General features: G+C 72.1%; 25 protein-coding genes and 1 pseudogene. 1 reads left to right on the forward strand and 25 read right to left on the reverse strand.

The genetic code is table 11. The features are described from left to right. Nucleotides 1-16 precede the first annotated feature (16 nt). From I3F58_RS22875 to I3F58_RS22995, 25 genes and pseudogenes are all read right to left on the reverse strand, one after another. A complete protein-coding gene (locus I3F58_RS22875) occupies nucleotides 17-1,156 on the reverse strand; it encodes a DegT/DnrJ/EryC1/StrS aminotransferase family protein (protein WP_240110541.1) in 1,140 nt (379 codons plus the stop codon). A gap of 93 nt (nucleotides 1,157-1,249) precedes the next feature. Continuing rightward, a complete protein-coding gene (locus I3F58_RS22880) occupies nucleotides 1,250-2,389 on the reverse strand; it encodes a nucleotide disphospho-sugar-binding domain-containing protein (protein ID WP_240110542.1) in 1,140 nt (379 codons plus the stop codon). Between the two features lie 22 nt (nucleotides 2,390-2,411). After that, on the reverse strand, nucleotides 2,412-3,626 hold the full coding sequence (locus tag I3F58_RS22885; protein WP_240110543.1) for an MFS transporter: 1,215 nt from the start codon (nucleotides 3,624-3,626) through the stop codon (nucleotides 2,412-2,414). Between the two features lie 68 nt (nucleotides 3,627-3,694). Further along, the gene (locus tag I3F58_RS22890) at nucleotides 3,695-4,504 is read right to left on the reverse strand and encodes a class I SAM-dependent methyltransferase (protein WP_240110544.1); all 810 of its coding nucleotides are present in this window, start codon (nucleotides 4,502-4,504) and stop codon (nucleotides 3,695-3,697) included. Between the two features lie 43 nt (nucleotides 4,505-4,547). Beyond that, on the reverse strand, nucleotides 4,548-5,219 hold the full coding sequence (locus tag I3F58_RS22895; protein WP_240110545.1) for a hypothetical protein: 672 nt from the start codon (nucleotides 5,217-5,219) through the stop codon (nucleotides 4,548-4,550). 28 nt (nucleotides 5,220-5,247) lie between these two features. Next, nucleotides 5,248-6,243, reverse strand: a complete 996-nt coding sequence (locus tag I3F58_RS22900; protein ID WP_240110546.1) for a hypothetical protein — start codon at nucleotides 6,241-6,243, stop codon at nucleotides 5,248-5,250. A gap of 192 nt (nucleotides 6,244-6,435) precedes the next feature. Beyond that, nucleotides 6,436-7,029, reverse strand: coding sequence for an NADPH-dependent FMN reductase (locus tag I3F58_RS22905; protein ID WP_240110547.1), 594 nt, complete (start codon nucleotides 7,027-7,029; stop codon nucleotides 6,436-6,438). Nucleotides 7,030-7,099: 70 nt separating this feature from the next. Continuing rightward, on the reverse strand, nucleotides 7,100-7,333 hold the full coding sequence (locus I3F58_RS22910; RefSeq protein WP_240110548.1) for an acyl-CoA carboxylase subunit epsilon: 234 nt from the start codon (nucleotides 7,331-7,333) through the stop codon (nucleotides 7,100-7,102). 175 nt (nucleotides 7,334-7,508) lie between these two features. Then, nucleotides 7,509-8,168 (reverse strand): antibiotic biosynthesis monooxygenase, encoded by a 660-nt coding sequence (locus I3F58_RS22915; protein WP_240110549.1) that lies wholly within the window; start codon nucleotides 8,166-8,168, stop codon nucleotides 7,509-7,511. Then, complete coding sequence (locus tag I3F58_RS22920; RefSeq protein WP_240110550.1) at nucleotides 8,155-9,018, reverse strand: NAD(P)H-binding protein; 864 nt, start codon at nucleotides 9,016-9,018, stop codon at nucleotides 8,155-8,157. The genes I3F58_RS22915 and I3F58_RS22920 overlap by 14 nt, the downstream gene beginning before the upstream one ends. Before the next feature lie 62 nt (nucleotides 9,019-9,080). Further along, on the reverse strand, nucleotides 9,081-10,640 hold the full coding sequence (locus tag I3F58_RS22925; protein WP_240110567.1) for an acyl-CoA carboxylase subunit beta: 1,560 nt from the start codon (nucleotides 10,638-10,640) through the stop codon (nucleotides 9,081-9,083). Nucleotides 10,641-10,681: 41 nt separating this feature from the next. Then, entirely contained in the window at nucleotides 10,682-11,119 is a 438-nt protein-coding gene (locus tag I3F58_RS22930; RefSeq protein ID WP_240110568.1) for an ACP S-malonyltransferase, read from the reverse strand. Between the two features lie 100 nt (nucleotides 11,120-11,219). Beyond that, nucleotides 11,220-11,564, reverse strand: a pseudogene (locus tag I3F58_RS22935) (ACP S-malonyltransferase); the annotation flags it as partial. A gap of 64 nt (nucleotides 11,565-11,628) precedes the next feature. Then, complete coding sequence (locus I3F58_RS22940) at nucleotides 11,629-12,408, reverse strand: 4'-phosphopantetheinyl transferase superfamily protein (RefSeq protein ID WP_240110551.1); 780 nt, start codon at nucleotides 12,406-12,408, stop codon at nucleotides 11,629-11,631. Continuing rightward, complete coding sequence (locus I3F58_RS22945; protein ID WP_240110552.1) at nucleotides 12,405-12,851, reverse strand: acyl carrier protein; 447 nt, start codon at nucleotides 12,849-12,851, stop codon at nucleotides 12,405-12,407. Before I3F58_RS22945 ends, I3F58_RS22940 begins: the two co-directional genes overlap by 4 nt. Continuing rightward, nucleotides 12,848-14,275 carry an MFS transporter gene (locus I3F58_RS22950; RefSeq protein ID WP_240110553.1) on the reverse strand — a complete coding sequence of 476 codons (1,428 nt, stop codon included), beginning with the start codon at nucleotides 14,273-14,275 and terminating at the stop codon, nucleotides 12,848-12,850. The genes I3F58_RS22945 and I3F58_RS22950 overlap by 4 nt, the downstream gene beginning before the upstream one ends. A 203-nt stretch (nucleotides 14,276-14,478) precedes the next feature. Then, on the reverse strand, nucleotides 14,479-16,818 hold the full coding sequence (locus I3F58_RS22955; protein ID WP_240110554.1) for an SDR family oxidoreductase: 2,340 nt from the start codon (nucleotides 16,816-16,818) through the stop codon (nucleotides 14,479-14,481). 2 nt (nucleotides 16,819-16,820) lie between these two features. Beyond that, the gene (locus I3F58_RS22960) at nucleotides 16,821-17,753 is read right to left on the reverse strand and encodes an aromatase/cyclase (RefSeq protein WP_240110555.1); all 933 of its coding nucleotides are present in this window, start codon (nucleotides 17,751-17,753) and stop codon (nucleotides 16,821-16,823) included. Nucleotides 17,754-17,814: 61 nt separating this feature from the next. Next, on the reverse strand, nucleotides 17,815-18,600 hold the full coding sequence (fabG, locus tag I3F58_RS22965; RefSeq protein WP_240110556.1) for a 3-oxoacyl-ACP reductase FabG: 786 nt from the start codon (nucleotides 18,598-18,600) through the stop codon (nucleotides 17,815-17,817). Nucleotides 18,601-18,732: 132 nt separating this feature from the next. After that, complete coding sequence (locus I3F58_RS22970; RefSeq protein WP_240110557.1) at nucleotides 18,733-19,002, reverse strand: acyl carrier protein; 270 nt, start codon at nucleotides 19,000-19,002, stop codon at nucleotides 18,733-18,735. Nucleotides 19,003-19,073: 71 nt separating this feature from the next. Then, the gene (locus tag I3F58_RS22975) at nucleotides 19,074-20,300 is read right to left on the reverse strand and encodes a ketosynthase chain-length factor (protein ID WP_240110558.1); all 1,227 of its coding nucleotides are present in this window, start codon (nucleotides 20,298-20,300) and stop codon (nucleotides 19,074-19,076) included. Next, a complete protein-coding gene (locus tag I3F58_RS22980; RefSeq protein WP_240110559.1) occupies nucleotides 20,297-21,565 on the reverse strand; it encodes a beta-ketoacyl synthase in 1,269 nt (422 codons plus the stop codon). The genes I3F58_RS22975 and I3F58_RS22980 overlap by 4 nt, the downstream gene beginning before the upstream one ends. A 34-nt stretch (nucleotides 21,566-21,599) precedes the next feature. Next, nucleotides 21,600-21,929 carry a TcmI family type II polyketide cyclase gene (locus I3F58_RS22985; protein WP_240110560.1) on the reverse strand — a complete coding sequence of 110 codons (330 nt, stop codon included), beginning with the start codon at nucleotides 21,927-21,929 and terminating at the stop codon, nucleotides 21,600-21,602. A gap of 60 nt (nucleotides 21,930-21,989) precedes the next feature. Next, on the reverse strand, nucleotides 21,990-22,655 hold the full coding sequence (locus I3F58_RS22990) for a TetR/AcrR family transcriptional regulator C-terminal domain-containing protein (protein ID WP_240110561.1): 666 nt from the start codon (nucleotides 22,653-22,655) through the stop codon (nucleotides 21,990-21,992). Between the two features lie 72 nt (nucleotides 22,656-22,727). Beyond that, nucleotides 22,728-24,212 carry an FAD-dependent monooxygenase gene (locus tag I3F58_RS22995; protein WP_240110562.1) on the reverse strand — a complete coding sequence of 495 codons (1,485 nt, stop codon included), beginning with the start codon at nucleotides 24,210-24,212 and terminating at the stop codon, nucleotides 22,728-22,730. 441 nt (nucleotides 24,213-24,653) lie between these two features. On the opposite strand from I3F58_RS22995, the gene I3F58_RS23000 reads away from it, so the two are divergent. Further along, nucleotides 24,654-25,562 (forward strand): hypothetical protein, encoded by a 909-nt coding sequence (locus I3F58_RS23000; RefSeq protein WP_240110563.1) that lies wholly within the window; start codon nucleotides 24,654-24,656, stop codon nucleotides 25,560-25,562. The last annotated feature ends 106 nt before the right edge of the window (nucleotides 25,563-25,668 follow it).

Consider the following 25,668-nt stretch of genomic DNA (forward strand, 5'->3'; position numbering starts at 1 on the left):
CTCCTCGTGTGAGTGGTCACTTGTGGCGCGCTTCGACGGCCTTGCGCAGAGCGGCGGCCACGGTACGGACGTCTTCGTCGGTGAGCCCCGGGTGCAGGGGCAGGCAGAGCGTCTCGCCGGAGGCCCGGTCGGACGCGGGCAGCACCTGGTCCTCGGCCTGGTAGGCGGGCACCTTGTGCAGGGGCGCGTAGCGGAAGGTGGTGTAGATGCCCGCCGCGTACAGCTCGGACGCGACCTCGTCGCGGATCTCCGGGCTCATCTGGACCCAGTAGAAGTAGTAGCTGGAGTCGTGCCCCCCGGGCAGCGGCGGCGGGGTCCGCACCGCGTCGAGGCCGGCCAGCTCCCGGTCGTACAGGTCGACGATCTCCTTGCGGCGGGCGACGAGCCCGGGCAGCCTGCGCAGCTGCACGGAGCCGATCGCGGCCGTCAGGTCGTTGCCGATGACACGTCGGCCGATCTCCGGGACGTCGAGCTCCCACCAGCGGTGCGAGACCTTGGCGTAGCCGAAGCCGCTGGGCTGGGCGAGCCCGTGGTAGGCCAGCCGCCTGGCCCGCGCCGCCCGGTCCCGGTCCCGTACGTAGAGCATGCCGCCGTCACCGGTGACCATGACCTTCATGGCGTCGAAGCTCCACATGGCGAGGTCCCCGAAAGTGCCGACGGCCTTGCCGTCGACGCGTGACGCGGGGGAGCAGGCGGCGTCCTCGACGAGGGCGACGCCGCGGGCGCGGCACAGCTCGGAGATGCGCACGATGTCGCCCGGGTAGCCGCCGTAGTGCAGCACGATCACGGCCTTCGTGCGCGGGGTGAGGGCGCGTTCGACGTCCTCGGCGGTGGGGTTGAGGGTGCGGGCGTCGACGTCGCAGAACACGGCGCGGGCGCCGGTGGAGCCGATGGCGTTGGCCGCGGCGACGAAGCTGAGCGAGGGCAGGACCACCTCGTCTCCCTCGGCCAGGTCCAGCGCCTCCAGGGCGAGGAAGAGCCCGGCCGTGCCCGAGTTGATGAAGACGACCTGCTCGGGGTCGACGCCGACGTGTTCCGCGAAGGCGGCCTCGAAGGCCTTGGTGCGCGGACCGTGGCCCAGCCAGCGGCTGTCGAACACCTCGGCGACGGCGGCGAGTTCCTCCTCGCCCACGTTCGGCTGGAAGAGATTGATCACGGATGTCTCCTGGTGGGTTGGTGGGGCGAGGCGGGCAGCAGAAAGCCCTGCCCGGCCGGGCGGCGGGACAGGGCGAGAAGGCTCGGACTCCCCCTAGGCGGGAGCACGCGCGGCGAGCTTCTCCAGCTCACCGACCATCTCCGCGGGCAGCGGGAGCGCCGCGATCTCCCGGGACAGCGCCCGGGCGCGCTCGCTGTACGACGGGTCGTTCAGGAGCCGCTCGCAGGCCGCGGCTACCCGCTCGGGGGTGGCCGCGTCCGGGGACATGGTCAGGGCGGCGCCGAAGTCGGCGATGCGCCGCGCGGGAGCGTCGAAGACGACGGCCTCGGGGATGATCAGCTGCGGCACCCCGGCGTCCATGGCGGTCATGGTGGTGGCGCCGCCCGCGTGGTGGACCACGAGGTCGCAGGTGGGGGCGAGGACATCGAGGGGGATCCAGCCGGTACGCACGTCGAGTTCGGCACGCAGCCGGGCGGCGAGCTCCTCGGGGGCGGGAACGACGATCTCGACGTCCAGCGGGGCGATCTGCTCGACCAGGCCCCGCAGGAACGTGAACGTGCGCTCCGGGGTGGCCCGGCTGCCCGCGGTGACGCACACGCGGCGCCGCTCGCCGCGGGTGAGCATCCACGGCTCCACGGCGCGCTGGGTGTTGCCGGGCCGCCATCGCATCAGCCGGCCCGGTGGGGCCTCGGGCGGGGTGAGGGCGGGCGGGCAGATCTCGATGCGCAGGTCCGGTTCCGGAAGCCGGGTGAGGCCGAGGGCCCGCAGTTCCGGCCGGAGTTCGGCCTCGGCACCCCGGTCCTGGGCGTTGGAGTCGTCGGTGTCCCAGGCCTGCCGCACGTACGGGACGCCGAGGTGCGCGGCGAGGAGCGGCGCGGCGTACGACATCGACCCGCCGACGACGAGGTCGGGCCGCCAGCCGCGGGTGATGTCGAGCAGGACCGGCAGGCCGTCGGCGCCCATCTGGGCGAACCAGCGGCCGACGAACGGCCCCTGCCGCTCCAGGTCGCCGGGGATCTCCTTGAGGTTCCCCTCGCGGTCCTTGGTGATGTAGTGCCAGATGTCGTGCGGGGTGACCGCGACGGCGGGGACGCCGGTCGCGGTGACGACCGGCATCATGTCCTCGGTCGAGGCCATGAGGACGTCGTGCCCGGCCCCGCGCACCGCCTGGGCCAGCGGGACGAGACCGAAGATCGTGGCGGGGCTTCCCCCGGGGATGAACAGACACTTCATGTGTTCCTCCTGGGACACGGGGTCAGGCCGCGGCCTGCTCGGGCTCTCCCTGTTCCTGCGGGGAGGGCTCCGGATCGGTGATGCGGACGGCGAGCAGGGTCAGCAGCAGTACGGCGGCCAGTCCCGCGCAGGCCAGGAACCCGGTCGTGATGGACGTGTTGTCGACGAGGGGGCCGAGGATCAGCGGGGAGACGAACTGCCCGGCGAAGGAGGCCGTCCCGGACAGGGCGGTGGCCTGGCCGCGCAGCGCGGGCGGGGCGGTGTCACCGATCAGCACGGTCACGGCGGGCATGAGGATGCCCATGCCGAGGCCGAAGAGACCGTTGCCGACGACGATGAGCGCGGCGTGGCCGGTGAGGCCGAGCAGGGCGAAGGCGAGCGTCCAGGTCACCGCGGTGATCCGCAGCAGCTGACCGTAGCCGAACGCGGCCCGCAGCCTGGCGTAGCCGAAGCCGACCAGGCTCATGGTGACGGACGCCGTGGTGCTGATCAGGGCGACGTGGAAGGGCTTGTCGATGCCGATCTCGGCCAGCCGGAACGGGTTGAACACGGCCAGGCCGTAGAGGAGCAGCGAGGCCGCGATCAGCAGGCCGTAGAAGCCGAGCAGCGCCGGGCGGCGCGCCAGGAGGGGAAGGATGCGCTCCTTGACGGTCCCGGCCGGTGCGGGGGCCGGCCGAGCCGAGGGCAGCGCCGCCAGCGCGAGCAGGCCGAGCGGCACACCGATCAGGTAGATCGCGAAGGGTGCGTGCCAGGACAGCCCGCCGACCGCGCCGGCCAGCAGCGGCCAGACGACACCGCCGAGGCTGATGGCCGTGGACCGCCAGCCCATCACGGTGTCGCGCTGCTCGCCCTGGTAGTAGGAGAGCAGGGCCACCGTGGTCCCGGCGAAGACCGCGGCGGCGCCCACCCCGAAGGCGATACGGGTGGCGATCAGCGCCGCGTAGGAGTCGAGGAACGCGCCCGCGCCGCCGGCCAGCCCGTACAGCACGAGCCCGCCGGCCAGCGGCACCCGGACGCCGAAGCGGTCGATCGCCCAGCCGACGGCCGGGCTGGCGATGGCGATGGACAGTCCGTGAGCGGTGAGGATCATGCCGGCCGCGGTGCCGCTGAGCCCGAGGTCGTCTCGGATCACCTCCAGCACGGGCGCGACGACCGCCCCGGCCATGACCGTGAGTGTCGAGGCCAGCAGAAGGATCGGCAGCACGGCGCCGCGTCCGGCGCTCGTTGGGGACTTCATGGACGACTCCTGGTTCAGCGTGCCGCGGTGTGCGGAGGAGGGGCGGTGCGGTGGGCCCGTGGAGGCCGTCAGGCCGGAGGGCGCCGGCCCCAGGCCGAGACGAGCAGCGTCGTCATGTCCTGCTTCCGGGGATCTCCGAGCGAACCGACGAACTCCGCGAGCCGGTCGGCGGTGACCACGCCGTTCTCCACGAGGACGTGGCCCTCCTGGCCGAGGCGCAGGCCGATCAGTTCGTCGTCGACGGCGGACTGGCCGGGCCCGGCCGGGGTGATCCGGGAGGACACGGACGTCAGCCCGGCCGAGGCGAGGGTGGCGGGCAGCCGGCGGCCCCACCACAGGTCCGCGCCCTGCGCGCGCATCCGGTTGAGGTAGCCCTCCAGCAGGGTCCGGCCGACCGTGCTGGGAGCGTCCTCGGGCGGGAGGTAGTAGAAGTCCTCGACGACCAGCCAGCCGCCCGGGGCCAGCCAGTTCACGGCCCGCTCCAGCACGGCCGCGGGCTGTGGGAGATGCTCGAACACCGCCCTGGCGAGGACGAGGTCGAACGATCCGGGCGTGAAGTCCGCCTCGGAGAGATCGGCTTGGCGGAGAGTCAGGTTCGGCACCGGGTCGGCGTGGACCGCCCTGAGGTGGGAGGTGTCGATGTCCACGGCCAGGACCGTTCCCAGATCCGCCTTCCGGGCGAGCCAGCCGGACATGGACCCGCCGCCGGCGCCGATCTCCAGGCAGCGCCAAGGCCGTTCGAGGGGGAGCCCCTCGATGATCTTCCGGGTCCCCGGATCGTACTTCTTCTCGAACAACTGGACCTGGTCGAGCGGTGAGACCTTGCCCTGGTTCAGGGAACCCGTGCTGTGGGTCCTCGGTGCGGCGGTCTGCGTCATCTGTCTCCCTCTCGGTGCTCTTCGCCCTTGTCGCGGCCGCGGCTCAGCGGCTCTGCCCCGGCGCCCCGATGTCGGCGGCCACCGTGCAGAGCAGGAACGCCGGCGGAGCGGTCTCCAGCCGGGACACCTCCTCCAGTCCCTCGTGGAGGTCCGGGTGCCCCATGTAGGAGTCGTACGCCTCCTCGTCCACCCACATGGGGCAGTTGACGAAGGTCGTGCCGTCCCGCGAGACGTAGGGCGTCGCGGAGACGAACCCCGGCGACGTCCTCTTCCAGCGGCCGCTCCGGGCCAGCAGCCCGAGCACGGTGCGGGCGGATCCGGGCCCGTCGAGGCGGCGGACGGCGAATCCGACCAGGCCCGGTGCGCGGTCCGCCGCCGGTCCCCGCACACCGGCCGCGGGGACACCGCTGCACACGCGCGCGGAGAGGACCTCCGGCCGCTCCGAGAGCGTGTGCAGGACACTCCCTTCCGGGTGGTGCGGGAAGGAGGCCAGGTAGTGTTCCTCGCTGGCCCATAGGCCGGACTGCACCACGGTGGTCCCGTCGACGCCGACATGGGTCCGCGCGGACAGGAAGCCGTCGGTGTGCCGGACCCACCGGGTGACCTCGGCGGTGATCAGGCCGACCAGCTCCCGCGCGGCCTGCGGGCTCGCGGTGCGCAGCATGCCGAAGGTGACGAATCCCGGCTCGGTGACCGGCCCGTTCGTCGCTGTCATGGCTCGCTCCCCTTGTCGTGGGGCCGGGTCAGTGGACCCGGATGATCTCGTAGTGCCCCTGCTTGAGGAGCATGCGGCCGTCCTCGGCGCTGCTGAGCCAGTCGATGATCACGTACCGGCCGGGCTGCAGCGGCAGCCGGAGCACCGAGGAGACGCCGGAGGACATCGGCAGGCCGCCGGGCCCTTCACCGAGCGGCCCGGGGTCCTCCGGGAACCGGCCGCTGTCCCCGAACTTGTCGAACCAGGCGACCAGTTCCTCCTCCGTCACGCCGTCCGGCAGCGGGAAGAAGATCGCCTCCGCGGGCTGGCCCTCGGGCATGGCGTTCCTGAAGAGCAGCGGCCGGCCCGCCCGCACGGTGCCGGTGACCTCGTAGCGCGGCGCGCCCTCGGTCATCCTGGCCGTGACGACGGCGCCGACGCCGGGCGCCGAGCCGTGGGGCCGGCCCTCGACGGCGAGGGTGCGGTACCGCGGCTGGGCGTCACGGATGTGCCGGTAGTCGAAGAGGAAGTAGCGACCGGGGTTCAGCTTCTGGGTGAACGTGGCGGGCCGGTCGGGGTAGATGACCGTTCCGCCCAGCAGGTCGGCGGTGGACAGCATCTCCTCGCTGCCCTCGACGATGTCCGGACCGTGGGCGTTGATGATCTTCATCAGGGTGCTGCGGAACTGCTCCCACGTCACGCCCGGCCGGGGCCGCGCGAGGCCGATCCAACCGGATGCGGTGTCCGTGGTCGTCGTGCGGAAGGTGACGATGCCGGGGGCGAGGGTCGCAGGAGCGTGCAGGGAGGTCGCGGTGGAGCTGACGCTCACCGTGCGGACGCCCGCGGTGTGCTCCGCGGCGGCCCGCACGGCCGGCGGCGGAGCCGCTGCCGCGGGGGTGACCGCGTGGGCGGTCGCGGGGACGGTCAGGACGCCTGCCAGCAGCGTGGCCAGGGCGGTGGCGATCCGGACGCGGAAGGCGGTGGACCCCTTCTCGGCCCGGCGGAGGGGACCGGGGGCCGGACGGGAGGCCGGGCGGGGGCTCATCTGGGGAACTCCGTTGTGGGGCAAAGGACCTGGAAGCCCGGTGGCGGGGCGTGGACGCCGGGCGTCGGCGGAGGGGCCGACACCCGGCGGGATCGTGCGCGGGGGGTGTTTCCGGCGCGGCGGGTGTGCTGCAGGCGCGGATCGGGGCGGAGTCCGGCGCGGAGCGGCCGCCGCGTGGGCGCAGCGGGAGATTCAGCGCTTGTACGGACGCTTCCCCCGGGCCTCGCGCAGCGCCTCGGCCCACCAGCCGAGCTGGTTCAGCAGGTTCTTGGCGGCGTCCTCGCTGCCCTCGGGGCTGACCGGCCGGCCGTCCTTCTCGAAGTCCGTCCAGGCGTTGTGGAAGCTGAGCATGTCGCGCACGGTCGTGGCGTGGACCTCCGCGAACACCTGCCGCAGGTGCTCAGAGGCGCGCAGGCCGCCGCCCATGCCCCCGTAGGAGACCAGGCCGACCGGCTTGGCCATCCACTCGTCGAAGAACCAGTCGACGGCGTTCTTCAGCGAGGACGGGAAGGTGTGGTTGTACTCGGGCGTGACGACGGCGAACGCGTCCGCCTCCTGGAGCCGGGCGCTCAGCCGCTCCTGCACCGCGTTCGTCTCGGCGTCCGGTTCCTCGCCGAACGCCGGCATCTCGACCGGCAGCGGGAACTCCTTCAGGTCGATCAGGTCGACGGTGAAGTCGCCGTGCGCCTTCGCCTGCTCCACGAACCAGTTCGCCACGGTCGGACCGAAGCGCCCGCCGCGCACGCTGCCGATGATGACGGCGAGCTTGATGGGATTCTCGGACATGTGAGACCTCTCGAATTGCAATGAAGCCGGGATGGCCCGGCTCTGGGAAATACCGCCGGACGCCCGTTGTTCAGTCGTGCACGGTGACCGGCGCATTCTCACGCCAGGTGCGGGGTCCGCGGAATCCGGACTGCCGCTCGGGCCGACGCCAGCCGGCGGTACGCTGTTCACCCTGCTCGGCACCGTCCTCCGCTGTGCGCGCCGCGGTCACGGCGAGCACCACGGCGGTGAGCGCCGCCAGTTCCTCGGCGCTCGGAGAGCCTTTCTCGACGCGGATGAAATGGTCCTGGCCGGACGTATTCATAACTGACCCCCTGGCAGCGGACAAGACACATCAGCTGACTCTAGTAACCAGCTTCTTCGGCTCGGAAAGGAACTTCAAGAGGCCCCGGTACATATCCCGGTGAAGTCCTGCAAGTTTCTGTCCGGATGTCAGAAGCCGGTGAAACGGATGTCACGTACGCGCAAACCGACGGGTGTCAGGCGGCGTCGATCTGGGCCGCCACCCGGCAGAGGACGTACTCGGGCGGGGCGACTTCGAGGCGCGCCAGCTTCTCCTGTCCCTCGGAGATCCGCGGGTCGGCCATCCACTCCCGGTAGGCGGTCTCGTCGGTCCACGTGGGGTAGTTGACGAGGGTGGTGCCGTTCCGGTCGACGCAGGGCGTGGCCGAGACGAAGCCGGGGTGGTGCCGTTTCCAGGCGCCGCTGTCGGCCAGCATCTCCAGCACGGCGTCGGCCGCCGCGCGGTCGCCCAGGTGCCGTGTCGCGACCACGGCGACGCCGGGCCGGGCGTGCGCCGCGGGGCCCTCCAGCCGCGGGGCGGCGGGACTGCCCCTGAAGACGGTCGCCGCGAGGACACCCCGCCGGGTGCCCAGGGAGCGCAGCAACCCGCCCTCCGGATGCTCCTCGAAGGAGGTCCGGTAGGTCTCCTCGTCGGTCCACTCCCCGCGGTTGACCACGGTGGTGCCGTCGGTGCCGACGTGCACACGCGAGGAGACGAATCCCGGGGTGTGCCGCACCCAGCGGGTCGTCTCCCCGGTCAGCAGCCCGACCAGGGCGTCGGCCGTCTCGGGACCGTCCGCCCGCAGCATGCCGAAGGAGACGAAGCCGGGCTCCGCGGCGGGCTCAGCGGAAGTCATCGGCGCGCTCCTCGGCCCAGGAGCGGAAGGTCCTGGCCGGCCGGCCGGTCACGTCCTCGACGACGGTCGAGCCGAGTTCCGCCTTCTCGGTGATCATGGAGAAGTAGTCGAGTGCGCCGTCCGCGTACGCGGGGGGCCAGCCGGACGCCACCATCGCCGCGCGGGCCGAGTCGTGTTCCACGTCCTGCCAGTGCAGCTCGCGTCCGACGACCTCACCGATGATCCGCACCTGCTCCTGCTGGGACAGCTCCTCCGGCCCGGTGACCAGGTACTTCCTCTGGGTGTGTGCTCCGGTGAGCAGCGCGGTCACCCCCACCGCGGCGAGGTCCGCCTCGTGCACCGAGGTACGCACGGCGGCGCCGTAGGGGAAGCGGACCGTGCCGTCGTCGCGGATCTGCCCGGCGAACCCGAGGGCGTTGGCCATGAAGCCGGTGGTACGGAGGAAAGTCCAGTCGAGGGCGGTCGCCTCCAGCAGCTCCTCGATGTACGCGTGGCAGTTGTTGTCCACCCGCTCCAGACCGATGTGGACACCCACCGACGAGACGAAGGCGACCCTGCGGGTGCTCTCCTCGATCTTCTTGGTGACGGCCGGGGCGGTCGTGACGTCGGTGGTGAAGAACGGCCACATCAGGAACACGCCGTCGACGCCGTCCAGGGCCGCGTCCAGGCTGTCCGGGTCGGTGAGGTCACCGTGGAACAGTTCGGTGCCCTCGGGCAGCCGTCCGGTGTTCGGGTCGTCCTTCAGCACCAGTGCGCGCACGGCGGCGCCGGCCTCCAGCAGTTGCGCGGCCGCGTGCGGTCCGACGTTTCCGGTGGCGGCCGTGACCAGGAAGGTCTTCTTCTTCGACATGGATGTCCTCGTGTGATGGGTGGTTCGGCGGGGCGTGGGCGGGCGTCCGGGAGGGCCCGGGGTCACTGCGGGGGGTTGCCGTGCTTGCGGGAGGGCAGGTCGGCGTGCTTGGCGCGCAGCATGGCCAGCGATTTGATCAGCACCGTGCGGGTGTCCCGGGGGTCGATCACGTCGTCGATCAGTCCGCGCTCGGCGGCGTAGTACGGGTGCATCAGCTCGGCCTTGTACTCCTTGATGCGCTGCTGCCGCACGGCCTCCGGGTCGTCGGAGGCGTTGATCTCCCGGCGGAAGATGACGTTGGCCGCGCCCTCCGCGCCCATCACCGCGATCTCGTTGGTGGGCCAGGCGAGAGCCAGGTCCGCGCCGATCGAGCGGGAGTCCATGACGATGTACGCCCCGCCGTAGGCCTTCCGCAGCACCAGGGAGATCCGCGGCACGGTCGCGTTGCAGTACGCGTACAGCAGCTTGGCGCCGCGCCGGATGATGCCGTTGTGCTCCTGGTCGACGCCGGGCAGGAACCCGGGCACGTCCACGAGGGTCACCAGCGGGATGTTGAAGGAGTCGCAGAACTGGACGAAGCGGGCCGCCTTCTCGGAGGCCTCGATGTCCAGCACTCCGGCCATGGCCGCGGGCTGGTTGGCGACGATGCCGACCACATGGCCGTCGAGCCGTGCCAGCGAGCAGACGATGTTGCCGGCCCAGGCGGGGTGCACCTCGAAGTGCTCGCCGTTGTCGACGATCTCCTCGATCACGGCGCGGATGTCGTACGACTGGCCCGGCTCCGCGGGCACCAGGCTCAGCAGCGCGTCGGTGGCACGGTCCACCGGGTCACCGGCGTGTTCCACCGGGGCGAGCTCGCGGTTGTTGGAGGGCAGCAGGGACAGCAGGAAGCGGACGTCCTCCAGGCAGCTCTCCTCGTCGTCGTACGCGAGGTGCGCGACACCGGACGTGCCCGCGTGGACGTCCGCGCCGCCGAGGCCGTTCTGAGTGATCTCCTCGCCGGTCACCGCCTTCACCACGTCCGGTCCGGTGATGAACATCTGGGATGTCTCCCGCACCATGAACACGAAGTCGGTGAGCGCCGGAGAGTAGGCGGCGCCGCCCGCGCACGGGCCGAGCATCACCGAGATCTGCGGGATGACACCGGAGCAGCGGGTGTTGCGCTGGAAGATGCCGCCGTATCCGGCGAGCGCGGTGACGCCCTCCTGGATGCGCGCTCCGGCGCCGTCGTTCAGCGACACCAGAGGGGCGCCCGCGGCCTCGGCCAGGTCCATCACCTTGTGGATCTTCTCGGCGTGCGCCTCTCCGAGGGCACCGCCGAAGATCCGGAAGTCATGGGCGTACACGAAGACCGTGCGGCCGTGCACGGTGCCCCAGCCGGTGATGACGCCGTCGCTGTACGGCTTCTTCGCCTCCAGTCCGAATCCGGTGGCGCGGTGCCGACGCAGTGGCTCGATCTCGTTGAACGAGCCTTTGTCCAGCAGCAGTTCGATGCGCTCATGCGCGGTGAGCTTGCCCTTGGCGTGCTGCCGCTCGGTGGCGGAGGGGTCGAGCCCCGCCCGGGCGGCTTCCTTGATGGCGCCGAGTTCGTCGAGCCGTTCCTGTACAGGGTGCGTGGTCATGCTGATCCCCCAACTCCAGGTAGGTGAAAGGTCGGACGGCTTCAGGCGGCGGCGACCGCGCCGAGTGCCTGGTCGAGTCGGCGCGCGTCGTCCGTCGTACGGACCCGCGCGCCCGGTGCGATGCGGCGGCACAGCCCGCCCAGTACCCTGCCGGGCCCCACCTCGACGAACCGGTCCACGCCGGCCGCGGTGAGGCGCTGTACGGTGTCCGTCCACCGCACCCGTCCGCTGAGCTGGCGGCGCAGCACGGCGGCGGCCTCGGCCGCGTCGGTGACGGGACTCGCGGTGGTGGCGGAGAGCACCGGGATCTCCGGGGCGCGGAACGCGGTCCGGGAGAGGGCCTCGGCGAACTCCGCCTCGGCGCCCGCCATCAGGCTGCTGTGGAACGAGACGTGGACGCCGAGGTCGACGACCCGGCGGGCGCCCGCCAGGCGCGCCTCCCGCATCACCCCGGAGACGGCCTCGGCCCGCCCGGACACCGGCGCAGATCCGCTTCAGGTCCGCCGGGCCGAGGCCGATGACGGCGGCCATGCCGCCCGGCGCCCGGTCGTTGACCGTGGCCATCAGTTCCCCGCGCAGCCGCACCAGCGACAGGGCGTCCCGCCAGTCGAGCGCCCCGGCGCACACCAGCGCCGCGTACTCGCCCAGACTGTGCCCCGCCACGACGTCCGGCCGCACTCCGTGCCTGCGCAGCACGTCGAGCGTGGCCAGGCTGGTGAGGAACACGGCGGGCTGGGTGACGGGGGTGTCCTGGAGGGCGGTGGCAGGCCCTTCCCAGCACAACTGGGACAGGGGGAGCCCGAGCAGGTCGTCGGCGGGGCGGTAGTACGTGTCGACGAGGTCGGGCCAGCGTTCGACGAGGTGGCGCCCCATGCCGACGCGTTGGGATCCCTGGCCCGGGAAGACGAAAGCGGTCCTGTTCATGGCGTACGCCTCTCTCCTTCGGTCCTTCGGTGGGGCGGCTGCCGGCCTGGGGCGGGGGAGGCGGTCACACCGCCCGCTCCTCCCGCGCCGACGCGTCGAAGAGGGCTGCGACGTCGTCGGTGTACAGCCACTCCATGGCCAGCCGGCGGACCGTGGCCCGGACGGGGGCGACGCCCTTGACCGCGACCGCGGCGGCGTGCCGGGGGCCGCTCGGGATGTCGATCACCGACCAGCCCGCGGGCCGCCGGGCCGGGTCCGCGCCGAGGTAGTCCGCGGACGGGGAGCGGCTCAGTCCGGTGCCCAGTCCTTTGAGGTACGCCTCCTTGCGCGTCCACAGCCTGCTGAACAGCTCCTGCCGCTCCGTCTCGGGGACGCGCGCCAGCTCCTCCCGTTCGCCGGGGTGCAGGGCCTCGGAGCAGATCGCGACGGTCTCGGCGCGGGGCAGCTTCTCCAGGTCCGCGCCGACCGTGACCGCCGCGACGGCCACCAGGGCCAGTCCGCTGCTGTGCGAGAGGGAGAAGTGCAGCGGCGGGTCCGGCGTGGCGACGGCGGGCCTGCCGTGCGACTTCCCGCAGCAGGGGCAGGGCTCGCGCACGAAGGTGACGTCGCGGGCCGCGATGCCGAGATACGCGCCGAGCAGCCGGCGCAGGGCGAGGTGCGCCGAGGCGTACAGCAGCCCGTCGGCGGGACGCACGAAGGAGGCCGCGCGGTGCCGTTCGTTCCGGTCGAGCGGGGACAGGTCCAGCGAGGCCGCGCCGCCGGTCTTCGGGGGCCTCACCAGCCACAGGTCGAGTTGCCCGGGCGCCACCGCGGGCGAGGTGAGGACCGGGGCCGGGCCCGTCATGCCGTGGCCGTGGCACCGACGTGCCGGGGCAGGGTGTGGGCGGGCGCCGGGTACGGGTGGGAGTGGCCGTCCCCGCCGAGCTGCCCGGCGAGGCAGTCGATCAGCTCGGCGGCGCTGTTGGCGAGCAGCAGCCGCTGCAGGTTGACCTCGACGTGCAGGGCGGCCTCCATGCGGTGCTGCAGTTCCATGCCGGTGATCGAGCCGATGCCGAGGCTCCGCATGGGGCGGCCGGTGGTGTCGATCAGCTCGGGGGCCACACCGAGGACGCGGCCGAGTTCCTCGCGCACGTACCGGTCGATGACGCGGGTGCGCTCGGGGAGCGGGGCGGAGGCCAGGCGGGCCGGGTCGGGCGGGTCCACCGCGACCGGTGGGCCGGGCTCGGGGTCCCAGTCCTCCCAGTCGTCCCAGTCCCAGCCCCCTTCCATGGTGTGCGTGGGGGTCATCTCTCGTTCTCCAAAGTCGGGTTGAGGGGACGCTCACGGCGGGGCAGCACGCCGCCGAGGGCGATGATCAGGCCCAGTGCGCCGACGGCGGTGACCAGCAGCAGCGCGGCACGGTGGCCCATCGGCTGCAGCGCCGCCACCAGGGCGAGCACCAGCACGGCGCCCAGCTGGACGGCGGTCTGGTAGATGCCGCTCGCCTCGGCCTGGCGTCCGGCCGGGACGGCGGAGGTCGCCTGCAGGTGCAGGGCGGTGAAGCAGAGGACGAAGCCCGCGCCGACCAGCAGCATCGAGGGCAGGACCCCGGTCGTGTAGCGCACCGGGGCGTCGAGGCCGGCCAGCAGCGCCGCCTGGCCGAGTGGCGGGAACACCGCGCCGAGCGCGATGAGCCGGGCCGCCCCGAAGCGGTTCACGAGCCGTCCCGAGTGGAGCGCGGACACGGCGAGGGGCACGCTCGCGGGCAGGATCGCCAGCCCGGTCTGCAGGGCCGACCAGCCTGCCGTTCGCTGCAGGTGCACCGTCACGACCAGGAGCATCCCGAGATACGACCCGTTGAGGGCCGCCGCTCCGAGAGCCGACCTGACCAGGGGCCTGTTGACCAGCAGGTCGAGCCGGACCAGCGGCGTACGGGTGGTCAGTTCGTGCCGTACGAAGGCGGTCAGGAGCACGGCCGCCCCGAGGAGGGCCAGGAGCGTACGGGGATGGACCCAGCCGCTCGCCGGGACGGAGCCGATGGCGAGGACCAGCAGCACGACGCCGCCGGTCAGGGTGAGCGCTCCGGCCGCGTCGTAGTGGCGGGGCCGCTCGGGGTTCGGGGCGTCGCGCGGGATGAGCCGCAGACCGCACAGGAACAGCAGCAGGGCGATCGGCGCGGGGAAGGCGAAGGTCCACCTCCAGTCGGCCTCGGTGAGCAGGCCCGACAGCAGCAGGCCCGCGGAGAAGCCGCTCGCGCCGAAGAGGGTGTAGACGGACACGGCCCGGCCGCGGGCACGTCCTTCGGGGAACGTCGCGGCGATGATGGCGAGCCCGGTGGGCGCGGTGAGCGCGGCGCAGAAGCCCTTGAGCAGGCGGGTGGCGACGAGCGGCAGGACACCGTCCGCGAACGCCGAGGCCAGGGAGGCCGCGGCGAAGACGAGCAGGGCCGCGAGGTAGACCGGACGGCGGCCGAGCACCGCGACGACCCGGGTGCCGAACAGCATCAGGGCGCCGAAGCCGACGGCGAAGGCGGTGACCACCCAGTGCACCTGACGCGCCGGGATGCCGAGGTCGGCGCCGATCGCGGGCAGTGCCACGACCGCGACGGAGACCTCCAGGGCGTCGATGAGCATGTTGCCGGCGAGGACGAACAGCAGGCCCCACAGGGCCGGGCTCCAGCGGGCGTCGGACATCGTCCGCCCGCGGGCCGGGGTGCTGGTCGGAAGCGTCATGGTCCCATCCCAGAGGTTCTGTTCCGTCGGGGGTCGTCCGGTCGGGGGTCCGCCGGACGGGGCGTGGGCCGGGCCGGGTGACGGGACCGGGGGGAGGGGTCCGGGTCACCCGGCCCGGAGCGGGTGGGGCCGGCCGCGAGGAAGGGCTTGCGGCCGGCCGGGCCGGCGCGCCGGGCGGGGGGAGTGGGGCGCGCCGACGGCTCTCAGCCGAGCAGCGTGCCGCCGCTGGCGTCGATGAAGGCGCCGGTGATCCAGCGGGCGTCGTCGGTGGCGAGGAACGCCACCACGTCGCCCACGTCCTGGGGTTCGCCGACGCGGTTGAAGGTGGACAGGGCGGCCATCTGCTCGACGACCTCCGGGATGTCGAAGGCCGGGTTGCCGTTGCGCGTGATGCCGGGGGCCACGCTGTTGACGGTGATCCCACGCGGGCCCAGTGCCTTGGCGTAGTGCAGGGCGAGCATCTCGACGGCGCCCTTGGTCATGGCGTACGCGATCTCCTGCGGGTTCGCGAAGCGCGTGAGACCGGACGAGATGTTGATGATCCGCCCGCCGTCCGGCATGTTCTTCAGGGCCCGCTGGATGATGAAGAACGGCGCCTTGGCGTTGACCGCGACGAGCCGGTCGAACTGCTCCGGCGTGGTGTCCTCCGGGGCCACCCCGCCCATCACCCCGGCGTTGTTGACCAGGATGTGCAGGTCGGTCGCGCCGGTGCGCTCCTTGAGGCCGCTCTCCAGGCCGAGGAACAGTTCGTGCACGTCGCCGGAGACGCCCAGTTCCGCGCGGACCGCGAAGGCCCGGCCGCCGTCCTTCTCGATCGAGGCGACGACCTCGTCGGCCGCCTCCCGGTTCGAGGAGTAGTGAACGGCGACCAGCGCGCCCTCCCGTGCCAGCCGCTCGGCCGTGGCCCGGCCGATGCCCCGGCTCGATCCCGTGACGAGTGCTGTCTTTCCGCTGAGCCTGCCCATGTCGTGTTCTCTCCGCTTCGTTGACGTGTGGGGCGCGGCCGGGACCGTTCCGGTCGCGGCCGTCGCGCCGGCCGCGGAAGGCGCCGCGGCGATGAGCTCCGGGGCGCCGAACCAGCGGCGCAGCGCGGTGGTGAGATCCGACTCGCCGTCGGATCCGGTCCAGGCGATGTGGCCGTCGGGGCGTACCAGGACGGCGGCGGCGCCCGCCAGGGCGTCCTGCCCGCCGACGGGTCCGGCGGCCACCGTGTCCACCAGACCGGCCCACGGGGCGGCCGAGGCACGCAGCCCGGCGGCGCGGTCCGCGTCGGCGGACAGGTCGAGCAGCAGTCCCCGCCCGGAACGCAGCAGCGCCAGGCTGGTGGTGGGACCGTCCTCGGTGGTGAGGCCGAGGTGCGGGAGGCGGGCACCGAGCAGCGGGTGACCGCCCGGCCCCACGTCGTACCGGACGTCGAGGCCGGAGATCATGCCGGCCAGGTGGGTGCGGACGTCCTCGTGCCGCACCAGCTCCGCGACGACCTCGCGGGCCGCCTCGACCTCCTCGCCGCCGAGCAGCAGCAGGGACTGCGCCCCGATGTTGCCCAGGGTCCGGCGGCCGACCGCGTGCCGTTCCGTGTGGTAGCTGTCCAGCAGGCCGTCCGGGCCGCGTTCGCAGACCTGGGCCGCCAGTTTCCAGCCGAGGTTGACGGCGTCCTGCAGCCCGAGGTTGAGCGCCTGGCCGCCGATCGGCATCTGGGCGTGTGCGGCGTCGCCGGCCAGGAACAGCCGGAAGTCGCGGTACCGCTCGGCCTGGCGCGACACGTCACCGAAGGCGTTGACCCAGATCGGGGTGCCGCCGCTGATGTCCTCGCCGGTGACCCGCAGCCAGGCGGCTGCGAGTTCCTCGAACCCGGGTTCGCCGGTACGCGGCCCGGCCGTGCGCCCGTACTCGTGCAGCATCACGCGCGTCACTCCGTCGGGACGGCGCGCTGCGATGGCCAGGCCGCGTTCCAGCCGCTGGAAGCGGCGGCCGGGGATGTCGATGCCGGCCACGTCGGCGCGGATCAGCTCGCGCGTCGCGTCGGTGCCGGGGAAGTCGAACCCGCCGAGGCGGCGTACGGTGCTGTGCTCCCCGTCGCACCCGACGACGCACTTCGCGCGCAGCCGTACGGGGCCGTCGGGGCCGTGCACGACCGCCTCGGCGTGGTCCCGGGTCACGGTCAGCTCGCGCAGCTCGTGGCCGCGCAGCAGGACCGCGCCCAGGCCGGTCGCCCAGTTCCCGAGCAGTTCCTCGGTGCGGACCTGCGGGACCTTCCACTGGCCCGGGTAGGGGCCGGGGAGGGTGAGGTCGAGCGGAACGCCGCCGAAGTGGCCCATGACGTCGTTCGGCACCGGGCCCAGCTCGTCGAGCAGGCCGCGGCTGTCGAGGATCTCCATGGTGCGGGCGTGCAGGGTGGACGCCCGCGATTCCGTGGTGGGGGCGGCCAGCCGCTCGACGACGACCACCTCCGCTCCGCCCAGCCGCAGCTCGCCGGCGAGCATCAGCCCGACGGGTCCGGCGCCGACCACGACCACCTGGGTCTCCGTGAAGTCCTGGGCCATGGTCAGCGCTGCTGCTCGGCGTGGTTCTTGGCGTACCCCAGGGTGGCCCGGCTGTTGGTGCTCAGGGCGGTCCGCACGTACTCCCTGGCCTCCGCGACGCCCGCCTCGGGGCCGAGGATCCTGGTGATGTTCTCGGTGTTGAGCACGACGGTGTGCTGCGAGGAGGCGGCGACGCCGTCCTCGTTCTCCGTGAACGTCCAGTAGCCGGTGTGCAGGGACATCAGCGCCGGAAGGGTCACCTGCTTGTACGCGATCCGGTGGTGCGGGAAGCAGACCCGGTACGACTTCGTGGTGTGGGTGGACCCGTCCTTGGCGCGGGAGTCCATCTCCAGGACCTGGAGGCCCGGGGAGACCTCGTCGAGGCGGACGCTCGCCACGTGCGGCAGGCGCTCCTCCCAGCGGTCCGCCTCGTTGACGAAGTCGTAGACGTCCTTGGCGGAGCCGTCGATCTGGACGGTGTCCTCGAAGGAGAAGGTCACCTCCGCGGCGGCGTGGGCCAGTTCGACGTTGGTCTTGAGCGCGGCCAGCTCGGAGCGGGAGTTGCGGTCGACGGCCTCGTCGATCCACTTCAGCGACTCCGGGTCGTCGTCGACCGCCCGGTAGTCGTGCAGCAGCCGGATCCGGGACGCGCCGTCGGCCAGCGGCTCGATGATCCAGGTGCCGCCCATGGAGGCGACCGGCGGTGCGGAGACCTCCTGGCGGAAGGTGATGCGCAGCTCCTCGGGGTCGAGGGTGCGGCGCGAGGTCCAGTTCTTCACCTCGCCGTTGGCGGTCGCCCAGATGCGGATGCGCTCCTCGCGGTCACCGCGCTCGACATGGTCGACGTACACGGTGGGAGGGAAGATCCGCGGCCAGTTCTCCACCTCGGCGATCAGGCGGTAGACCTCGGCGGCCGGGGCCTGGACGGTGATCTCGTGCTCGACCTCTTTGGTCATGGTTTTCGGGTCCTTGTCCGTCGATGTCTGTCGGTGTCCGTCGGCGGGTCCGCCGGGCCGGTCAGAAGTTGCCGAGGCCGCCGCAGACGTTGAGGGCCTGCGAGGTGATGGAGGCGGCGGTGTCCGAGGCCAGGTAGCCGACCAGGCCGGCGACCTCCTCCGGGGTGGAGTAGCGGCCGAGCGGGATCTTGGCCTGGAACTTCTCGAGGATGGCTTCCTCGGTGGCGTTGTAGGCGGCGGCGTAGCCCTGGCGGACGCGCTGGGCCATGGGGGTCTCGACATAGCCCGGGCAGACCGCGTTGACGGTGATGCCGGTGGGCGCCAGCTCGTTGCCGAGGGCCTTGGTGAAACCGACGACGCCGTGCTTGGAGGCCGAGTAGGGGGCGCCGAGGACGACGCCCTGCTTGCCCGCGGTGGAGGCGATGTTGATGATGCGGCCCCGGTCCTTGTGCCGCATGCCGCCGGTGTTCAGCACCGCCTTGGTCATCCGGAAGACACTGTTGAGGTTGGTGTCGATGACGTCGTCCCACAGCTCGTCGTCGATGTCGGCGGTGACGCCGCCGCCGCTGCGCCCGGCGTTGTTGACCAGGACGTCGACGGTGCCGAAACGGTCCACGGCGGCCTGGACGAAGGACCGCACACCGTCTGCGGAGCGCACGTCGAGGGCGGCGCCGTCGACGTCCAGGCCCTCGTCGCGGAGCTGCTTGACGGTCAGGGCGACGTTCTCCGCGTTGCGCGCCCCGATGAACACCTTGTGGTCCCGGCTCGCCAGGAGGCGGGCGACGGCGAGGCCGATCCCGCTGGTCGCGCCGGTGACGAGGGCGACGCGCTGGTCCTGCTGCGACATCTCTTCTCCAATGCAGGGTGGTGATGTGGCCGCGGCCGTCGTGCCGACCGTGCCGAGGCCGGTCGGCACGACGGCCGCGGGGTGTGGGGCGTGGGGGGTGTGGGTTTCGTGCTGTGGGGGGCCGGAGGAGGGTCAGGCCGCGACGGAGATCCGGACCTGCGCGTTGACGGCGGCGATGAGCCCGCGCGGGGTGGGGTTCTCGGTGAAGACGTCGTCGTCGAGCACGATGTCGAACTCGCGCTCGATCCGGCCGGCGGTCTCCAGCAGGGCCAGCGACTCGTAGCCCAGCTCCTCGAACTCGGTGTCGAGGATGTCGCCGTCGAGGTCGACGCCCTCGTCGGCGCCGGCGCCCTCCAGGAGGATGCGCTTGAGAGCCTCGAGAGTGAACTCGTTGTCGGACATGTGGGTCTCCCTCATGAGTGGTGGTGGAATCCCGTGGCCGTGGTGCGCGGCCCGGGAAGAATCGATTCGGCTCAGTCGGCGGCGCGGACGACCACGGCCGAGTTGAAGCCGCCGTAGCCGCGGGCGAGGACCAGTGCGGCCCGCACCGAGGCGGCGCGCGGCTGGTGGGCGACCAGGTCGATGTCGTACTCCGGCGACAGGGTCACATTGGTCGTGGGCGGGATCAGCCCCTCCCTCATGGACAGCACCGCTGAGACGACGTCCACGGGCGCGGCCCCGGAGTACAGCCGGCCGATCATCGTCTTGGGCGCGGTCACCGGCACCCGGCCGGCGCCGAACACGGCGCTGATCGCCTCGGCCTCGGCGCGGTCCAGCGCGGGCGTGCCGGCGGCGTCCGCGAACACCACGTCGATCTGGTCCGGAGCCAGCTCCGCGTCGGCCAGCGCCAGCTCGATCGCCCGCCGGAGCCCGGGCTCCCGGCCCGAGCCCGGCTTGGGGTCGAACGTCGCGCCGTAGCCGGAGATCTCGCCGTACACGTTCTGCGCGCCCCGGCGGTGGGCCGCCTCGGCCTCCTCCAGGATCAGCAGCGCCCCGCCCTCGCCCGGCACGTATCCGCTGGCGTCGGCGTCGAACGGCAGGTACGCGCGCTCGGGCTCCGTGCGGGTGCTGATCCGGTTGCTGGCGAGCTGCGCCACCCAGCCCCAGGGGCAGATCGACGCGTCGAAGCCGCCGGAGAAGATCAGCTTGCTGCCCTTGCGGATCTGCCGCCGTGCCTGGGCGATGGCGTCGAGACCGCCGGCGTGGTCGCTGACGACCACTCCGCTGGGCCCGCGCATTCCGTTGCGGATGGAGATCTGGCCGCTGTTGACCGCGTAGAACCAGGCGAACGACTGGTAGGCGCTGACGTGCTGGCTGCCCTTGCTCCACAGCTTCTTCAGCTCGTTCTGGCCGAACTCGAACCCGCCGGAGGTGCTGGCGGTGACGACCCCCATGTCGTACTCGGGGATGTCACCGGGCTTCACCCCGGCGTCCTCGAAGGCGCAGTCGGCGGCCACCAGGGCCAGCCGGGTCATCCGGTCCGTCTGCGGGATCAGCCGGTTCGGCAGGTGGTCCTCGGCTGTGAACCCCTGGATCTCACCGGCCAGCGTGGCCGGATACGGCGAGGGGTCGAACCGGGTGATGCGGCCGATGGCGTTCTTGCCGACCCGGGTGGCCGACCAGAAGTCGTCCACGCCGAGCCCGTTGGGGGTGGCCACTCCGATTCCGGTGACGACGGCCCGGGGGGTACGCGCGCTCATGCCACGCTCCTTTCGGGACGGGCCAGCACCATCGCGCTCTGGAACCCGCCGAATCCGCTGCCGACCGTCAGCACCGCGTCGGTGGTGTGCTCCCGCGCGGTGAGCGGCACGTAGTCGAGGTCGCACTCGGGGTCGGGGGTGTGCAGGTTCGCGGTGGGCGGCACCACGTTGTTCTCCATCGCCAGCACGGACGCGGCGATCTCGATGGAACCGATCGCTCCCAGCGAGTGCCCCACCATCGACTTGATCGAGCTGACCGGAGTGCGATACGCGTGCTCTCCGAGGCTCAGCTTGAACGCCGCCGTCTCGTGCCGGTCGTTCTGCTTGGTGCCCGAACCGTGCGCGTTGATGTAGTCGACGGCCTCGGGGTTCAGCCGCGCCTCGTCGAGCGCCACCGTGATCGCCTCGGCCATCTCGCGGCCGTCCGGGCGCAGCCCGGTCATGTGGAAGGCGTTGCAGCGGGAGGCGTAGCCGGCGATCTCGGCGTAGACATGGGCGCCGCGCCGCCGGGCGGCCGACAGCTCCTCCAGGACGAACACCGCGGAGCCCTCGCCGAGGACGAACCCGTTGCGGGTGCCGTCGAACGGCCGTGAGGCGTGCTCGGGGTCGTCGTTGCGGGGGGTGGTCGCCTTGATCGCGTCGAAGCACGCCATGGTGATGGGCGAGATGGGCGCGTCCGTGGCGCCCGCGATCATCACGTCCGTGCTGCCCTCGCGGATCAGCTCGACGGCGTGTCCGACCGAGTCGAGACCGGAGGTGCAGCCCGTGGAGACCACGGTGTTGGGGCCCTCGGCGCCGACCGCCCACGCGACCTCGGCCGAGAAGGAACTCGGCACGAAGTGGTTGTACAGGTGCGGCGGCGTGTATGCGTGGTCGACCAGGTCGAGCCGCCCGCCGTCACTCACCACCCGGTACTCGTCGTCGAGTCCGGTGGTCGCGCCGACCGCGCTGCCGATGGTCACCCCGGTGCGGTGGGGATCGAAACCCGCCAGGTCCAGACCGCTGTCGGCCAGCGCCTCCCGGGCGGTGACCACGGCGAACTGGGCGGCCCGGTCCATCCGCCGGATCTCCTGCGGGCCGAGGCCGTGCAGTTCGGCGTCGAAGTCGGCCTCGGCGGCGACCTGGGAACGGAACGAGGAGGGGTCGAAGAACGTGATCCCACGCGTGGCCGTGCGGCCTTCGCTCAGCAGGCTCCAGAAGTTCTTGGTGCCGATACCGCCTGGGGCCAGCACTCCGATTCCGGTGATTACTACGCGGCGTTCCACTAGGAACCGCCTCCCATGATGTCGGCGGACGGCTTCACGAGGAGGCCGTCCAGTTGTAGAAGCGGGTGGCCATCGCGTCGGCCGGGGACCGCCAGGTCGCCGGGTCGTACGCCTCGATGTAGGGCTTGAGGTCCTCGCTGATTCCGACGAAGCGCGGATCGGTCTTGGCTTCCTCGATGAGCCGGCCGCCGTTGTCGGAATCGAAGTCCTGCAGGTGGAAGTACAGGCCCCGGTACGAGAACAACTGACGACGGCGGGTGCCCATGCGGTGGGGCATCTCGGTCGCGTCGAACTCCGCGAAGAGCTTGGCCACGTCGATGCTCGACTCGGCATCCATACGGGCCACGATCAGGGTGCTGTGCATGCTTCTCTCTCTTCCGTGGGCGGATGGGGGCGGCCGGACCGGCGGAGACCGGCCGGGAGATCAGCCGGCCGTCGCGGGCCGGTAGAGGCGCAGGAAGTCCCGTACGCCCCTGGTGACCAGCGCGTCCGTCTCGGCGTCGGTGAACGGGACGGCGCCGTGGAACGACCGCTGGGCGACCGGACCCGCGACCAGCAGGACGAAGCGCTCGGCCGCTCCGCAGGCGTCCTCGATGTCGAGGAGCCCCAGCTCGGCCACCTTCCGCAGCGCCCGGGCCAGCGACTGCTCGGCCCGCTGCGGGCCCGAGCTGCGCCAGACCTCCAGGACATCCGCCGGCAGCCGCTCGACCTCGGCGGTGAGCTGCCGCACGAGGGCGAAGTGCTCGGGGAAGTCGGCGAGCGGCCGCAGCCAGGCCTTGCCGAAGGCGACGAGGTCGGCCTCCAGGTCGGTACGGCCGCCGCCGGACAACTGGCGTTCCGCGATGTCCGCCAAGGCGGCGGCGACCGACGCGGAACTGTTCAGGACGACCGCCAGCAGCAGCCGGTCCCGGTCACGGTGGTGCTCCAGCAGCGTGCTCACGGAGACACCCGCCTCCGCGGCGACGGTGTCGAGCCGGGTCCGGGTGCATCCTTCGCGAGCGAAGACCTTCAGTGCCGCGCGCTCGATGGCGCGGCCCTCCTCCGCAGGCCCGGGACGCGGAGGCGTGAGCATGACGGGGTGTGGGGTCATGGGTGGCTCCTGAACGGTCGGGCGGTCCCTGTGGTCAGCACCTGGGACGCCGACGGGCGGGTGCGGTGGCCGTCAGACGGTGAGGTGGCCGACCGGGGCGCCGAACCAGCGCTCCAGGGCCATCGGCAGGTCGTGGTGGCAGCCCGGGGCGGCCCAGGCGACATGGCCGTCGGGACGGATCAGGACCGCGGACGTGCCGTGCAGCGCGCCGTCCTCGGAGACCCCGTGCGGGGCGGCGGTCACGATGTCCACACGACTCGACCAGGCGGCGGCCCTGGCCCGCAGCCGGGGGTTGTCTTCCAGGTCGAGCAGGACGCCCCGGCCCGCGTGCAGCAGCTCGGTGCTGCTGGTCTTGCGGGACTCGCCGACCAGTTCGAGGTGCGGCATGCGCTTGCCGAGCAGCGGGTGGCTTCCCGTGCCGACGTCGTACGTGATCTCCAGACCGCTGACCATGCCCGTGAGGTGCTTGCTGACGTCCCGGTACTGGATGAGTTCGCCCAGCACGTCACGCAGCGGCTGCACCTCGGGACCGCTCAGGAAGAGCAGGCCCTGGGCGCGGGTGTTCATCAGCAGCCGCTGCCCGACCGGGTGGCGTTCGCCGTGGTACGTGTCCAGCAGGCCCTCCGGGGCCCAGCCGTTCACCACCGCGGCCAGCTTCCAGCCGAGGTTCACCGAGTCCTGGATGCTGGTGTTCATGCCCTGCCCGCCGGCCGGCAGGTGGATGTGCGCCGAGTCGCCGGCCAGGATGACGCGGCCGCGCCGGTACTCGGTGACCTGACGGGTGGCGTCACCGAAGGAGCTGACCCACACCGGCTCGCCGTGTGTGATGTCCGTACCGGTGAGCCGCTTCCAGGCAGCCGCCACCTCCTCGAAGGTGGGCGCCTCGGTGCGCCGCTGCGGCGGGGTGCCGCGCTCGCAGACGATCAGCCGGGTGATGCCGCCGGGCAGCGGGCCGACCATGACCATGCCGCCGGGCAGGGTCTCCCCGATCATGCGGGGCTCCAGGTCGAGGCCCTTCACATCCGCCAGGAACATCTCCAGCGTGGCGGCGGTGCCGGGGAAGTCGAAGCCGGCGGCCTTGCGGATCGTGCTCCGCCCGCCGTCGCAGCCCACCAGGTAGGAGGCGCGCAGCGTGTGCACACCCTGAGGGCCGCGCACCTCGACCTCGACGCTGTCCCCGTGGTCCGTCAGGGACAGCAGCTCATGGCTGCGCCGGATGTCGGCGCCCAGGTCGGTGGCCCACTCCTCCAGCTGTGTCTCGGTGACGGACTGCGGGATGGTCTTGGCCGCCTGCCAGGCGCCCTCCAGCACGCCGAAGTCCACCGGCAGACCACCGAAGTGACCCTGGTTGCTGGTCTCGATCTCGCCGAACCGGGGCAGCAGGCCACGCTGGTCGAAGACCTCCATCGTCCGCGCGGTGAAGCCCAGACCGCGGGACTCCCCGGTCCGCTGAGCCAGCCGCTCCAGGACGATGACCTCCACTCCCGCGAGCCGAAGTTCCCCGGCGAGCATGAGCCCCGCCGGACCGGCGCCCGCGATGATCACCGCAGCGTCCATGTACCTCTCCTTGGGTGTGGTCGAAAAAGGCGTGAGAAGCGACTGAAGGCACAGCCGGAAGAATGCCTGGAAGGGCAGCCGAATAGGCATCGGAAACCGCTGACGGGAATAGCCGGAAGGGACTCTGGCAACCGGTTCGAAGATGCGCGGACGGTCCGTGCGTCGATTGCGGGACCTGATCTCCACACAGTTCAGCGGAGGCTACGAAAGAGCTTCTTCGCTTCCGGGTCGGGAGTCAACCGGCTTCGTCTCAGATCTCTGTCACGTTCTGTCAGGCGGTCTACAGAGGTGCGAAAAACCGCAGCGCTTCCGCAGATCGGGCACAGGTGTCCCAGCGGTAGCAGAAATTGACTACACGGGAATCACAAATGATAAGCCGCCGCCTTGTCCTCGCTCAAACGCGCGAATAAGTTGAGGGCGGTTCGACGAATGGGGGAACTGATGAGCCAGGGAACGTTCCGGACTACCGCGGTCGTGACGGCGTGCGAGGGCGCGGGGTGCCGCCGCCAGGAGGCCGCGGGCCGCGCCCGCCGCCACGCCGAACAGAACACCCGGCTGTGCTCCGGGTGCGGACACCGCTTCGTCGCGGAACTGAAGGCACTGCCGGGCCTGTACGAGGAGTGCGGGACGCTGCTCGCCGGCTCCGACCAGCCGCGCGAGCGGACGAGCGGGGGGCCGCTGCCGGGCATGCCGTTCAACACCGCGGCAGCCGAGGCGCGTTCGTCCGTCGTGGGCGTCCTCCGCTCCTGGGCGGCCATGGTCCTCGACGACCGGTTCGGGGGCGGCCGGCACGCCGCGGCGATACGGACGCCCGGCACTGTGGCCGAGCTGGCCGCCTTCCTGGTACGGCACTCCGACTGGCTCGCCGCGCACGACGCCGCCGGTGAGGTCTCGGAGGAGGTCGCCCGGCTGGTGCGCCGGGCACGGCGGGTCATCGACCCGGAACCGCTGCGCCGGGTGACGATCGGCGCCTGCACGAAGCCGGACTGCAGCGGCGGACTGACGGCCACCGTTCGGCCGAGCCACGCGCGGTTCCCGGCCGAGATCACCTGCGACACGGACCCGGCGCACCGCTGGCTGGGCCACGAGTGGCTTCAGCTGAGCCGCCTCATGGCGGGGCAGCGCGGGGCGGAGTCCGTCCGGGAGCCGGGAGACTCCGGGAACTCCCCGGCGGAGGAGGTGCGCTGGATCGCCGCCGGTGACATCGCCGCACTGTGGGGGATAGCGCCCGGCAGTGTGTACCGCCATGCCAGCGAGCACCAGTGGCGCCGCCGGTCCCAGGGCGGACGCACCTACTACCACGACGCGGACGTCCGTACGACCCTGGAGGGCCGGCGCCGGAGCCGGTAGCCGACCGGATCGGCGCACGGCGGAGGGCCCCGCTCGATGCTTGGGTTCCAGGGGTCGTCGCAACACCACTTGGTTTCAGGTGGTGAGTAGATCACGTAGACGCTCG

This window comes from Streptomyces sp. MUM 203J (genome assembly GCF_022414595.1).
Lineage (GTDB): Bacteria > Actinomycetota > Actinomycetes > Streptomycetales > Streptomycetaceae > Streptomyces.

Bases quoted from the DNA above. Each gene is read 5' to 3' on its own strand.
- I3F58_RS23000 (WP_240110563.1), top strand. From the start codon at position 24,654: ATGAGCCAGGGAACGTTCCGGACTACCGCGGTCGTGACGGCGTGCGAG.
- I3F58_RS22995 (WP_240110562.1), bottom strand. From the start codon at position 24,212: ATGGACGCTGCGGTGATCATCGCGGGCGCCGGTCCGGCGGGGCTCATG.
- I3F58_RS22905 (WP_240110547.1), bottom strand. From the start codon at position 7,029: ATGTCCGAGAATCCCATCAAGCTCGCCGTCATCATCGGCAGCGTGCGC.
- I3F58_RS22920 (WP_240110550.1), bottom strand. From the start codon at position 9,018: ATGTCGAAGAAGAAGACCTTCCTGGTCACGGCCGCCACCGGAAACGTC.
- I3F58_RS22910 (WP_240110548.1), bottom strand. From the start codon at position 7,333: ATGAATACGTCCGGCCAGGACCATTTCATCCGCGTCGAGAAAGGCTCT.
- I3F58_RS22915 (WP_240110549.1), bottom strand. From the start codon at position 8,168: ATGACTTCCGCTGAGCCCGCCGCGGAGCCCGGCTTCGTCTCCTTCGGC.
- I3F58_RS22940 (WP_240110551.1), bottom strand. From the start codon at position 12,408: ATGACGGGCCCGGCCCCGGTCCTCACCTCGCCCGCGGTGGCGCCCGGG.
- I3F58_RS22960 (WP_240110555.1), bottom strand. From the start codon at position 17,753: ATGACCAAAGAGGTCGAGCACGAGATCACCGTCCAGGCCCCGGCCGCC.
- I3F58_RS22985 (WP_240110560.1), bottom strand. From the start codon at position 21,929: ATGCACAGCACCCTGATCGTGGCCCGTATGGATGCCGAGTCGAGCATC.
- I3F58_RS22945 (WP_240110552.1), bottom strand. From the start codon at position 12,851: ATGACCCCCACGCACACCATGGAAGGGGGCTGGGACTGGGACGACTGG.
- I3F58_RS22885 (WP_240110543.1), bottom strand. From the start codon at position 3,626: ATGAAGTCCCCAACGAGCGCCGGACGCGGCGCCGTGCTGCCGATCCTT.
- I3F58_RS22955 (WP_240110554.1), bottom strand. From the start codon at position 16,818: ATGGCCCAGGACTTCACGGAGACCCAGGTGGTCGTGGTCGGCGCCGGA.
- I3F58_RS22890 (WP_240110544.1), bottom strand. From the start codon at position 4,504: ATGACGCAGACCGCCGCACCGAGGACCCACAGCACGGGTTCCCTGAAC.
- I3F58_RS22970 (WP_240110557.1), bottom strand. From the start codon at position 19,002: ATGTCCGACAACGAGTTCACTCTCGAGGCTCTCAAGCGCATCCTCCTG.
- I3F58_RS22950 (WP_240110553.1), bottom strand. From the start codon at position 14,275: ATGACGCTTCCGACCAGCACCCCGGCCCGCGGGCGGACGATGTCCGAC.
- fabG (WP_240110556.1), bottom strand. From the start codon at position 18,600: ATGTCGCAGCAGGACCAGCGCGTCGCCCTCGTCACCGGCGCGACCAGC.
- I3F58_RS22925 (WP_240110567.1), bottom strand. From the start codon at position 10,640: ATGACCACGCACCCTGTACAGGAACGGCTCGACGAACTCGGCGCCATC.
- I3F58_RS22880 (WP_240110542.1), bottom strand. From the start codon at position 2,389: ATGAAGTGTCTGTTCATCCCCGGGGGAAGCCCCGCCACGATCTTCGGT.
- I3F58_RS22900 (WP_240110546.1), bottom strand. From the start codon at position 6,243: ATGAGCCCCCGCCCGGCCTCCCGTCCGGCCCCCGGTCCCCTCCGCCGG.
- I3F58_RS22990 (WP_240110561.1), bottom strand. From the start codon at position 22,655: ATGACCCCACACCCCGTCATGCTCACGCCTCCGCGTCCCGGGCCTGCG.
- I3F58_RS22895 (WP_240110545.1), bottom strand. From the start codon at position 5,219: ATGACAGCGACGAACGGGCCGGTCACCGAGCCGGGATTCGTCACCTTC.
- I3F58_RS22975 (WP_240110558.1), bottom strand. From the start codon at position 20,300: ATGAGCGCGCGTACCCCCCGGGCCGTCGTCACCGGAATCGGAGTGGCC.